Source organism: Lysinibacillus sp. 10T31 (assembly GCF_056394365.1).
The window spans coordinates 1-11363 of record NZ_JBFTHS010000085.1 but is presented as its reverse complement, the minus strand read 5'-3'; the positions used below and the strand labels follow the sequence as shown (position 1 = coordinate 11363).

The window sequence follows — 11363 nt, the reverse complement described above, 5'->3', positions numbered from 1 at the left end:
AACAAGTAGAGGGCGAACAGTTTAGTTGTCGGGATATAATCCCACGGGTGCTTCCGTTCGACCCCGGCTACTATCAATCTATAAATTGAATAAAAAATAGTCAACCAGATTACTCCGGTTGACCTTATAATACGAACGGGTGCTTTAATTGAAGATTCGCAACCAGAAATAATCAATCTTTATTATAAAAACCAAACTAGATAAATAAAGAACCAACTGTTTTGATCAAACTTTGTTTCAAAACAGTTGGTTTCTTTCTGTATAAAATCAGCGTTTGCAACTTACTTTTAATCGAACTTTATTCAAAAGCTACATATTCTTCTCTCTAAACAATCCAGGTATATATAAATTAATGCTGTTGATTGATAAAACTACGGTCTTAACATGTCTCCCTCTTTCCATGAATCGATTAATCGATTCAATCTTCTTAGCCTAGTTTCTTCTTTTTTGGCACTCATTACCCACCAAATAGAATCTCTTTTGTAAGAAGCCGGAAGCTGATTAAAGAATTTCCAAGAATTTTGATTTTTTTTAATTTCATCCTCATATTCTTTTATTAAAGTAACGTTCCTATTAGCGGAAGAATAACCTGTTTGATCATTTCTTTGATTAAAAATAGTCAATCCTTCAGGCTTCATTTGATTAAGTTCTATTAATTTATGCACCTTTTGCACGTTAACTTTACTCCAGAGGCTATTAGACTTACGTGGAGTAAAGCGGATTTTATAGCTATCTTCATCAACTGTTTTTCGTATCCCATCAATCCAACCAAACGACAGTGCACAATCTACTGATTCTGACCAAGTAAGACTAGCTTTATTGGTCTTTTTTTTTTTTGAAAAAACTACCCAAATCTCACTAGCTGTTTGGTGATGAATATCTAACCAATCAATAAATTCTGTTTGATTAATAAAAAATAAGGCTTCACTCATTTTATCAGCCATTTTAAAATCATTTGATTAAGCTCTTCAGGTCTTTCTTCTTGAATCCAATGACCAGTGTCCAAACTCTTAACGTCTATATTAGGTACAAAATCTTTTATATTTTGAAGTGGCGGAATAATATCTTTCTCGCCATATACCATCAATGTTGGCTGATGAATAATAGGAGAGACGTCACCTAATAAATGCCAATTACGATTTAGATTTCTGTACCAATTGATGCTTGGAGTGAAACCTGTTTTATTGAACCCTGAGATATAAACAGAAAGATCTTCATCACTCATAACAGGTTCACCTAATGGCTTGGTTGCTTTAGCTAGATTAATCATTTCCATTCCTTTACCAGGAACTTGTGATGGAGCATTCTTTCGATATAAGTTATTAAGAAATTGTGATGAATTTTCATCTAGTATAGCATCTGCAACACCTGGTTGTTTGTTAAAGTGAACAAAATAGTAATCGTCTCCAAAAACTTCTTCCATAAAATCAATCCAAGGTTTCTCTCCACGAACTTGATAGGGCAAGCATAAGTTAATCATTTTACGAACACGTTCTGGGTGCAGCAAAGCCATGCTCCAAACAACACTTGCACCCCAATCATGCCCCATAAAAATGGCATCTTTGTACTGATAGTGATCCAATAGAGCAACAAGATCACCGGTTAAATGTTTAATATCATATTTTGTAACTTCTTTGGGACAAGAAGATTCTCCATATCCCCGTTGATTGGGAATAATAACGTGATAACCTGCTTCTACAAGAGGAGTCACTTGATGTCTCCAAGAATAGGCATGTTCTGGCCATCCGTGGCAGAGAACGATAGGTCGCCCCCAATTTTTTTGTCCAGCTTCAAAAACTTCTAGTTTCACACCGTTAACTGAGATAAGTGTTGGTGTTGGAAATTCATAATTGTTTGTCATTTAACGTTCCTCCTAATTAAAATAAATGTGTCTTACAACAACAATATTATCACGGTGATTTGACAACAGTCTGTCAACTTTGAGAAACGCAATTAACGATATTTTTCAGCCATCAATCTGAGTTTTGAAGCAATTGCTTCACGCATTTCTTTTGGAGCTAAGACCTCTACATGCTCTCCAAAACTAAATATGAGAGAGAACAACCATTCTTTTTCGGGGAGTGTAGCTTTAACAAGAAGTTCACCTGTTTCTAACACCGAAATATCTTCTTTATTAAAAATATCCTCCACACGAGACTGCATTATAGAGGAAATCTTTAAGACAATTGTTGTCATTATTGTTTGCTCATTTAATAATGTCCTAATCTCATGATACGATTTTTCTCGACGTTCAAATGATTGATTTTCGATATAACAATCACTTATACGGGAAACTTTAAATATTCTGAAATCTTCTTTTGAAAGACAATAAGCAAATAAGTACCAAGTATAATTTTTAAATATGAGTGACATAGGTTCAACTCGTCTTTTGCTGACAATATTATTATAATTTCTGTAGTCAATCATCAGTATATCAGTCTGTGTAATAGATTTTCTTAGCGTTTTAACTAATGACTTTTGTCCTAGAGATTCTCCAAAAGGATGTAAATCAATGATGATTTGTTCCATATGCAGCTTTAGTTCATCTGCCTTGTTTTTAGGAATGATATTTTCTAACTTTTCTATGGATGATTCTAGCTCAATGTCGTCAACCGTGGAATTAATATCTTTGAGAACAGAAAGAAGGGAGGACAGATTATTAAGAGTCAGTACTTGATGATTTAATTTATAATTTTCATAAATGCTGAATCCACCATTGTTTCCAGAGTGGGAAATGATAGGAATTCCGGCTAGATTGATTGTTTCAATATCTCGGTAAATAGTCCGAACCGACACTTCAAATTTTTGAGCCAATTCATTGGCTGTTACACGATTTCTATTAAGTAACATCACAATAATGGTTAACATACGTTCTATTTTCATTTTGTTCTCCTTAGATAAGGTTTCTTTTCATTCTACACTACACAATATGATGATACATTAAAAAAACTTTTCAAAAGAACTAATCTTTCATATACAAAAATATTATTCAAGTCTTGTATGCTTAGAGGTTCTTTTTTTACGTAACAAGTATGATAAAAGAATACTCAATACTTTTGATTGAGAAATTAAATCATGATATACTTTAAGTGCGAAACGTTATGAAATTTAGCAAGACAACACGAAAGCCAGTCCTACAGCGAATAGGACTGGCTTTTTTTTCGTTTGTTGCGAAGCCAAACGCGTGTTTAATACATGCGTCACACCATATAGTTCACCTTTTCCATTATGATTAATTGCAACGTCTAAATCATTGATAATTTGCTTCATGTATTCGAATGCAATACGCGTATTTTCATCAGTAGGTGCCCATTGATTAACTAAATCTGTTGATTCCATTGCTTCACCATTAGGATCTAAATGTACCGTACGGGCAGCTTGCTTATTAGATATATAACTTGTTAAAAGGAACAAATTTATATAATCTTTTTCCAATTCTTTATTTCCTTTAATTAAATGGATTGGTGATTCATCATTGACTACTAGTGACTTCAAGTAATACTCGAAACCTTCATCGTTACTCGCTTTTTTCAATTTTGGGTCGTTCATCGGTTCGGAAAGTAATACGTTCATCTTTGAAACCAATTCTCCGATTTCAGCATTATAAATTTGGGATTCAGATGCTTCTACAATGTTGCTATTTGTTGATTCATCTTTGTCGCTTGAATATTTAAGAGCCCCATATTCACGAACTCCAAGTGTGGCAATAAGTATAACGGCAATAGCAGCAGAACCGAATAAGATTTTTCTTTTCATTCTCAACACTACTTTCCCTAATAAAGTTAGTATAACCAATATTATGTTCATGAATATTTCAGAGATAAATTAGAATAATGTTGTTTATCAATACTTATCTTAATTTTCCTCTGAAAGATAAAATAATTAGTGGGAAATTAACTTAAAGGGGACAGAGTATGCCTAAAATCTTGACGTTGATCCAGTTTCACTCAATTTAAGTAATGTAGATATATTTAGGATGCGTGAATTTTTTACTTAACTCTGTATGGACATGAAGTAAAAATATCTAAGGTAAATTTAGAACAGCAATTGAAAAGCTCGAGTTAAATTAGTTTGACTTGAGCTTTTCAATTGCTTCTTTAATTTCTTTAGCTACTACTTCTAATCGCGCTTTAGTGGTGGGCAAGCGTCATCTTAACGAAGCTTACTATTAGAAATTATAAAGGACTTCGTTCCCACTTGTGTACGTAAGCATTCGTATCGATATGCCAGCTTTGATGAAAAATATCAAACCCTGAAATACACGAAACTAAATGAATGTAAAAACATGTCCCCTCGATCATGATTCTCTATGTCAAAAGGTCTTTAAAATCAAAATGGAAACGGATATCCGAAAATACAATACCTCAGGCCGAAGCAGACATTTTAATATGTGAAAAGGATAATGTTGACAATTCAAGAACTTGAGGATATTATTTCATGATATGCCTTAGGTGATAAGAGGTTATATCTGTAAGAATCTCTATATGGAACGTAAGAAGCAGTTATTCGATTGTAAAACAACAAAAATTGTCTAATGTTAGACAAACTTTGAGTGAGTATCTGAGTCGGGGCTCTCTTTTTGTTTAAGACAGTATGAAATAGAATTTAGGTTTAGTGAACTATGTTTAGTAGTCCTTCGAAAGGAAGAAAGACTATAAGAATACAGGAGGATTTATAATGAAGGAATTTGCTGATTTAGACTATTTAGAGTTAGATTCTTTAACAAAAGAAGATAAGCAAAAATATTTAGAAAAAGAGTTTGAAATTTCAGGAATAAATACATCTCTTCTATTTGATTTAGATATTCTGGAAGAAAATAAAGTAATAAATTTATTGGAATCAGTTATGAATGCTAAATCAAGCCGTGAGGTAACTCAAGGAGGCGTTTATCCTGCAAAATTAGTTTATGATATCTTTACTTATTCTAAAATTGAGGAAAGTGAATTTTATAATTATCTTAAAATTCTTTACTTAAATGGATTTATAGAATATTTAACACTTGAGGATTTTGACATTGAATTAGAGTCAAGAAAGGTAAGCTTTGAAAATATAAATTTTATAGATCCTACACAACAATTTAGATATAATTTACATCGATTATATAGAACCGACAAAGATTTATTTAATGAGGAAGTATATACAGGATTGCAAAGTTTAAATTCGGAAGAGGAAATGTATTATAGATTTTTAAATAGAGGGGGTCTTGTTGAAATTATTTGTTCTTATAAACCTCTTATAAGATTATCAAATAAAGGTATGCACTATCTACACTTTGTTACTAGCAAGAGAAGTTTGGAAATAATGGAAAAACAAGAGGAAATATTAGGAAATATAAAGAATACAAAGAGCGAGCAAGAAGAATTATTACAGACATTCGAAGAAAATAAGAATGAACAAGTAAAAAATATTAAATCAATAAATATCTCAATAAAAAAATATGAAAAAAAAATTAAAGCTTTTTATAAAGATATTACAACTATTTTATCTATTATGGTAGCTGCATTTGCGGTTATAGGTGTAAATATTAGTGCTATTCCTAAAATTGAAAGTAATTTTACAGCAAATGTATTAGCTTTGAATCTTTCTCTTATTGTAGTTCTACTAGCTTTGTTTTATATTTTAAAAGTTCTTGTTTACGGTGATAGTATTAATCTTAAGCGTTTTTATAGTTTACTTACTTTTTGTGTTCTAGGGATTATTAGTATTTTTTTATTCCTAGGCTTTTACCACGAGAGTAAAATTGACGTAATTGAAAAGAAGTATGAAGAAAAAATTAGTGATTATACAAATGAAAATGGAAAAAAAATATTGGAATTACAAAAACAATTACAGCAGCTGGAGAAATCAATTGAATAATACATATTAATAAATATATAACGTAGAGAACGCATTGTTTTAGCCAATGGAAGATAAAACTATATAAATAGACCAAATACTGAAATAAAGGAAAAACTAAATATTAGTCCTCACCTATCTTGTAATATAATAGACGAGGACTTTTGTACGTATATTTTTATTTCGAACCTATTTTTACAATATGTTCCATCAAAGTGTACTCTTTTCGACTTTTCCAATCACAAATTAATCCTATTGGATCTGGGATAAAACATTCTCCTAATTCTACTTCTGCTAATTTAACAACATAGGAGCATGCTTCTCCATAAAGGCTAACAATTGCAATTAAACTAGTTGCTTTTTGAGTGAGAATTATATAATGTGCTTTATCAGGACAAAAAGGTATCAAGCGCTTTTCTAATTCAGTATCTCTTGCAATCATTTCAACAAATGACTGGTTATTCTCGCCTGTAAGTATCCAATTACGAATTGGATCAAATTTAGAATCTAATACAAAATCGATTCCTTTTTCAGATGCTAAGAAGTTAAAAGCCATTTTTGCGATAATACGATTGCTTCCTTCTAAATCAATTTTATAGTGTTGATGAACTTTGACTTGACCAGAAGTTTCCTTAGAATCATTTATATTAACTGTTTTTGCATCTCTAATCTTATCAATAAATTTTTGTGCCACTGGCTCCATTTCTTTGTCTTTAATAGCTAAAAACCATCGCTTATCGGATTCACCAAAAAGAGCTAGGTTATTTGGCAAATTTTCCTCCTCTATAAGAACGTATTCATTAGAAACCTTTGCGGCCTCTACAAAAGTCATTAATGTTTGCTCTTGGCTTATACTCTCTCCAATTGAATATGGGTCAAGGGAGGTTGCGATAGTATCAGTATCAAATTCAAAAATGAAATGATTAATTACATATGGTTTCCCTAATTTAATATATCCAAGTGAATACTTTTCTTTTAAATCGTCGGTTTTTGTTTGTTGAGATATTACACTAATGTTTGATTTAGATGCTTTATTCTCATTCAAATTCCCACGCTTTCCCGGACCTTCAAATTGACGAATTAGCGAGATTAGTGATTCTCTAGAAAAGTGCTTTTCTAATACAGAAAAATCATTATTTACTTTATGAGATACATAAGATTTAGGAAGTTTTTTTGAGCCACCAATTGCTGCTAAGAATATATGGTCTCCCGATTTTATCAGTGCGTCATCATGAGGATTTTTCGTATAAATACATAGATTAGTTGAATTCATAATAATGTTCCCCCGCTGAAATTTTTTTTGAACCAAATTAACTTGTTTTTTTAATTATACAAAACAGAACCAATATATGGAATTGTATTCTAATCAACTTCCATCAGTCCAATAAATTGATGATAATCTAGAAAATGAATTTTCAGTCCCCACAACTACAATTTACAAAAGCTATTATATTCCATTTAAATCCTCAAACAGCTGGGAAAATATCAATTGTATTCTATTTTGTTTACAATAAATGCATTATATGTTAAGTTTGTAAAACACAATATATAGTTATTGCGATTCACTCTATTACAATATATAGTTTTAGAGGGCGGATGTTTAAAGGAGATAAAACAACAGATATCTTAAAAAACATACGAAAAACAAAAAGTAAGGCCTTTTTAGATGAGGAGATGAAGAAGTGAAGTTTACTGAATCGATGTTAGATAGTTATGCACAACCCCTTAGTACAACAGAGGATCAGCAATGTAAAAACTCTATTAGAATGGTTATTGACGCTATAAAGCCCCTTGGTTTTAGAGAAACAAGAAGTTCTGTTGAACCTATGTATTCTGATACATATGCATATTTTCAAGAGTTACAGTCTGAGTATGGAACTCGAAAAATAAAAGTGTTTTTACAAGGCTCATATGCAAATAACACTAATGTTCGAACACAAAGTGATGTAGATATTGCTGTAGTTGAAGAAGATACCTTTCAAACTATGTATAGAACCGGTGCTAGCGATTCAAATTATGGCTTTACAACTGCAGCCTCACGTCCTAAGACATTTAAAGATGAGGTTGAAGATGCTTTAAAAAATAAATTTGGTAATGATGTTGAACGACAAAATAAATCTATTAAAATAAATGGTAACACTTATAGAAAAGATGCTGATGGAGTTCCTTGTAGACGATTTAAAGATTATAGAAATGATTTTAGTAATAATCCACTAAATTTTATAGGTGGTATTGTTATAGTAGCTGATTCAGGAGAAAGAATTATCAATTATCCCGAACAACACATTCAAAATGGGAAAGAGAAAAATGTAGCTACTAATCATTATTATAAAAAAATGGTTAGAATAATGAAGAAGATGCGTTACCTAATGAAAGATTTTGGAATTAATTCGGCTAATAATGTTAGTTCTTTTGCTTTAGAATCATTGATGTGGAATATACCTAACGAAAAATTTTTAGAGTATAAAGCTTATCGAAAAGTTTATATGTTTGATAATCTGGTAAACTTTTTAAAAAGTAATTTGTACTCTCTCTCATCTTATAAAGAAGCTAATGGCATTAAATCACTTTGTCCTACACAAGAAGCAATTAATAATATGAGAGATTTTATAAATGACCTCGATAAATTTTATGAATATGAATAAGAGGTGACAAAAATATGTTTAACTCGAGAGTTTATTGGCGTATTTGGATAACGTTCGGAATACTCTTATTTGTAATCATCGCAACAATAAAAGGCTTTGAATTAAGTGTTGCGCTTATTGCGTCAGCGATTAGTGCAGCAGGTATTTCATTATTGTTTGAGGCACTTCTTTTCAAACAAATTATATGGAAAAAGGTACCTAATATTTTTTATCCGTGGCTCTGTTCTGTCCCTTTTATAGGGGGTGTTTGGGAAGGTTCAATTCAATCTGATTATATTTACCCTGATACTGGTGCAACGGGAGTTCCAATTCCTGCTAAGCTAGAAATAAAGCATGAATTTGACAAAATAACGGTAACATTTGAAACAAATAAGAGCTATAGTAGTAGTTATGTGAGTGATATTTGGATGGATGAGGGTGGCCGGAAATACCTTTGCTATACTTATTATAATGATGCTGATGAAAATAGAGATACTAATCCTAATCATGATGGCACAGCTAAATTAAGAATTAGTAAAGATGAATCTGATAATTTAATTTTAGAAGGTCATTATTTCACTGGCAGAAAAACTACTGGGAAGATGACATTTAAACGAGTAAGTGAAAATAATACTACAATATAATGTTTATCACTTGATAAGTTTCAAGATAGAAAAAACTATCTACAGCCTGTTATTACTGTTTAGATTAATTCAATTTTTTATAACTTTTAAAAGCCTTATTACATATCAAATGTAGTAAGGCTTTTTATGATGGCTTTTTTTATTTATAACTTTCAAGGCAATTTAAAATATCTTCTGCAAGCATTTTAGAACCTGCAGCTCCTTTTAGGTACTTTAAATTCCCTGTAGATAACCAATCAATCTCTTTCAAGTTACTTAAAAGCTTAGTCAATTTAACAGAATCCGGTTGTTGGGATTTTATTGAGTAATTATCGTTAATTATTTTATTTCCTACAATGGCCAATGCGTTTAGACATGTTATATGTGTCATTCTATACAACTTATTATCATCCCACTGTTCCGGGAATAACTCTTTTATTAAGTTGAAGTAAAGTAAAACTATATTTAGCTTCCGTTCTTTGGAAAGAGTTGCTAGAGCAGACTTTTTAGTCAATAATTTTATGATGTTGTACAGATTTTGTAAGGTTACATTTTTTTCTTTAGTTCTTCTTCCAATTAGGGTCCCTTTATTAAAGAAAGGACTCTCTGGCTTAAGGATTAAGTTTGTAGCTACCCAGCTAATGTCATCATTATCCCTATTTAAATAGCGACTTAGTGATGTACCAATGCCTTTAGCTTTTGAATTAATTACATCAAATAATTTGATTTCTTCATCCTCATCTAAATAATGAAAAGCCAAGAAAGGAACGTTAAGTGTGCTATCTGTTTCATTAATATATTCACTTATTCCGCCTAGTCTATGCTGTCCATCCATTAATGTAGCTTTTTTCTTGCATATTAATCTCCCGAAATTTCTTCTTTGTCCATCATATGCGTGAAATTCCCAATGTCCTGAAGCATTTAATAAAATTGGAGTGTAAAGGGCATCTTCACCTTGTGATAAATAACTCGCAAAATCTTTACATCTTTTTTTATCAATAGGACGTTGATAACCTTTACCAGAATTATCATTATAAAGTTTGGAATATGAAAAATTGATTGCAATTTGAGATGAAACAAATCCTTGATACGTAACACGACCACGCATTTTAGACTGTAATACATTTTCTATTGCTATATTTGAAGGTAAGTTATTACTCATAATAAAAACTCCTTAACAAAAAAATTTAATACTTAAACAGTATAGTACTTATAAGTACATATTTCAATCAAATTTATACTATATGTATCTGTAAGATAGTACAAACCTCACATAATCTAAATGTGAGGTGATTTTGTGGAAAGTTTAGTCAAATTAGTTGGAAGCAACATCAAAGAAATACGGAAATTGAAAAAACTCACTCAGGAAGAATTAGCTGAAAAATGTGGACTACAAACTTCGTATATAGCTGGTGTTGAAAGAGGAGATAGGAATATTACTATACAGACCTTAGAAAAGATTACTAATGGCTTAGAAGAAACACCTAGGAGTATCTTTAACTTTGACACTCTAAATTTCGATAATAAGTATTTTGAAAAAAAAGAGTTGATTATGATCTTGCAAAATCTTGTAGAAGACAAAAGTGAAACTGAAGTAAAATTAGTATTAAATATAGCTAATGAGATATTTAATACGTACAAAGATTGAAAGAACAAGTAAGAGCTATAGTATAGAGATAAGAAATACACACTAATTGATTTTATGTGTTTCTTAATTTTCCCTTTTGTCCATAGAAGACAATAGCAAACAGATAAAAACGGATTAGCTTTATTGTTGATAGTAGCTACTAGCGGAGAAAAAACCGATCCCCTATATGTTAGGGAATCGGTTTTAACTTTGTTTTTTGTTGTGGTATTTCGTGAATCGAATATTCAACAAAAGCACCCGTTAGCCATCCATGTAGCGCAAAAACCAGCGCTACACCACAGAAAATGAAAGATGATTAAGTTCTTTCATGGGAGTTCAATAAGGACGCTTCTTCAACAATCGCGCCCTTTAATGGAATAACTAAAATACGGGCTTTTATTACTGTAAACATCTCCCTTTTAAGATTTCAATAAAAGGAAGTATTTTGTTACAAGGGAGCAAGCAGAAATTTTAATTCCAAATTTATTGAATGAAAAATTCCGATATATTAGAATATAGGAAATACATAATAAGGAGGCTCTTTTATGAAACACCTTTATTCTCCATATCCAGCTGAAAGCATTTCCTTACAAGTAGAATCCTCACCTGTTTGGGAAGTGATACTTGGTATTGCAGGGTACACATATGGACACA

The 11363-nt window shown here is 31.3% G+C and carries 10 protein-coding genes and 1 pseudogene; 5 read left to right on the top strand and 6 right to left on the bottom strand.

The features are described 5' to 3' along the window. Window positions 1–371 precede the first annotated feature (371 nt). The 4 genes from AC1DCY_RS25815 to AC1DCY_RS25800 all read right to left on the bottom strand — a co-directional run bounded on the left by AC1DCY_RS25815 (window position 372) and on the right by AC1DCY_RS25800 (window position 3756). Window positions 372–944 (bottom strand): YdeI/OmpD-associated family protein, encoded by a 573-nt coding sequence (locus AC1DCY_RS25815; RefSeq protein WP_477355163.1) that lies wholly within the window; start codon window positions 942–944, stop codon window positions 372–374. Beyond that, window positions 929–1861 carry an alpha/beta fold hydrolase gene (locus AC1DCY_RS25810; RefSeq protein WP_053416842.1) on the bottom strand — a complete coding sequence of 311 codons (933 nt, stop codon included), beginning with the start codon at window positions 1859–1861 and terminating at the stop codon, window positions 929–931. The genes AC1DCY_RS25815 and AC1DCY_RS25810 overlap by 16 nt, the downstream gene beginning before the upstream one ends. A gap of 92 nt (window positions 1862–1953) precedes the next feature. After that, window positions 1954–2883 (bottom strand): helix-turn-helix transcriptional regulator, encoded by a 930-nt coding sequence (locus AC1DCY_RS25805; protein ID WP_477355158.1) that lies wholly within the window; start codon window positions 2881–2883, stop codon window positions 1954–1956. 225 nt (window positions 2884–3108) lie between these two features. Then, the gene (locus tag AC1DCY_RS25800) at window positions 3109–3756 is read right to left on the bottom strand and encodes a hypothetical protein (RefSeq protein WP_477355155.1); all 648 of its coding nucleotides are present in this window, start codon (window positions 3754–3756) and stop codon (window positions 3109–3111) included. Window positions 3757–4186: 430 nt separating this feature from the next. On the opposite strand from AC1DCY_RS25800, the pseudogene AC1DCY_RS25795 reads away from it, so the two are divergent. Next, a pseudogene (locus AC1DCY_RS25795) lies at window positions 4187–4373 on the top strand (IS5/IS1182 family transposase); the annotation flags it as partial. A gap of 304 nt (window positions 4374–4677) precedes the next feature. Continuing rightward, entirely contained in the window at window positions 4678–5856 is a 1179-nt protein-coding gene (locus AC1DCY_RS25790) for a hypothetical protein (RefSeq protein ID WP_477355152.1), read from the top strand. A gap of 157 nt (window positions 5857–6013) precedes the next feature. Here AC1DCY_RS25790 and AC1DCY_RS25785 read toward each other — a convergent pair whose 3' ends face one another. After that, window positions 6014–7108 carry a hypothetical protein gene (locus AC1DCY_RS25785; protein WP_477355149.1) on the bottom strand — a complete coding sequence of 365 codons (1095 nt, stop codon included), beginning with the start codon at window positions 7106–7108 and terminating at the stop codon, window positions 6014–6016. Window positions 7109–7517: 409 nt separating this feature from the next. On the opposite strand from AC1DCY_RS25785, the gene AC1DCY_RS25780 reads away from it, so the two are divergent. Both AC1DCY_RS25780 and AC1DCY_RS25775 read left to right on the top strand, forming a co-directional pair. Then, window positions 7518–8480, top strand: coding sequence for a nucleotidyltransferase domain-containing protein (locus AC1DCY_RS25780; RefSeq protein ID WP_477355146.1), 963 nt, complete (start codon window positions 7518–7520; stop codon window positions 8478–8480). Between the two features lie 14 nt (window positions 8481–8494). After that, window positions 8495–9103 carry a Cap15 family cyclic dinucleotide receptor domain-containing protein gene (locus AC1DCY_RS25775; RefSeq protein ID WP_477355143.1) on the top strand — a complete coding sequence of 203 codons (609 nt, stop codon included), beginning with the start codon at window positions 8495–8497 and terminating at the stop codon, window positions 9101–9103. Between the two features lie 139 nt (window positions 9104–9242). Here the strand turns inward: AC1DCY_RS25775 and AC1DCY_RS25770 are convergent, their stop codons facing one another. Further along, window positions 9243–10244: a DGQHR domain-containing protein gene (locus AC1DCY_RS25770; protein WP_477355140.1), complete on the bottom strand. Its 1002-nt coding sequence runs from the start codon at window positions 10242–10244 to the stop codon at window positions 9243–9245. Window positions 10245–10379: 135 nt separating this feature from the next. On the opposite strand from AC1DCY_RS25770, the gene AC1DCY_RS25765 reads away from it, so the two are divergent. Beyond that, window positions 10380–10730, top strand: a complete 351-nt coding sequence (locus tag AC1DCY_RS25765; RefSeq protein WP_477355137.1) for a helix-turn-helix domain-containing protein — start codon at window positions 10380–10382, stop codon at window positions 10728–10730. The last annotated feature ends 633 nt before the right edge of the window (window positions 10731–11363 follow it).

Bases quoted from the DNA above. Each gene is read 5' to 3' on its own strand.
- AC1DCY_RS25790 (WP_477355152.1), top strand. From the start codon at position 4,678: ATGAAGGAATTTGCTGATTTAGACTATTTAGAGTTAGATTCTTTAACA.
- AC1DCY_RS25810 (WP_053416842.1), bottom strand. From the start codon at position 1,861: ATGACAAACAATTATGAATTTCCAACACCAACACTTATCTCAGTTAAC.
- AC1DCY_RS25800 (WP_477355155.1), bottom strand. From the start codon at position 3,756: ATGAAAAGAAAAATCTTATTCGGTTCTGCTGCTATTGCCGTTATACTT.
- AC1DCY_RS25805 (WP_477355158.1), bottom strand. From the start codon at position 2,883: ATGAAAATAGAACGTATGTTAACCATTATTGTGATGTTACTTAATAGA.
- AC1DCY_RS25815 (WP_477355163.1), bottom strand. From the start codon at position 944: ATGGCTGATAAAATGAGTGAAGCCTTATTTTTTATTAATCAAACAGAA.
- AC1DCY_RS25785 (WP_477355149.1), bottom strand. From the start codon at position 7,108: ATGAATTCAACTAATCTATGTATTTATACGAAAAATCCTCATGATGAC.
- AC1DCY_RS25775 (WP_477355143.1), top strand. From the start codon at position 8,495: ATGTTTAACTCGAGAGTTTATTGGCGTATTTGGATAACGTTCGGAATA.
- AC1DCY_RS25770 (WP_477355140.1), bottom strand. From the start codon at position 10,244: ATGAGTAATAACTTACCTTCAAATATAGCAATAGAAAATGTATTACAG.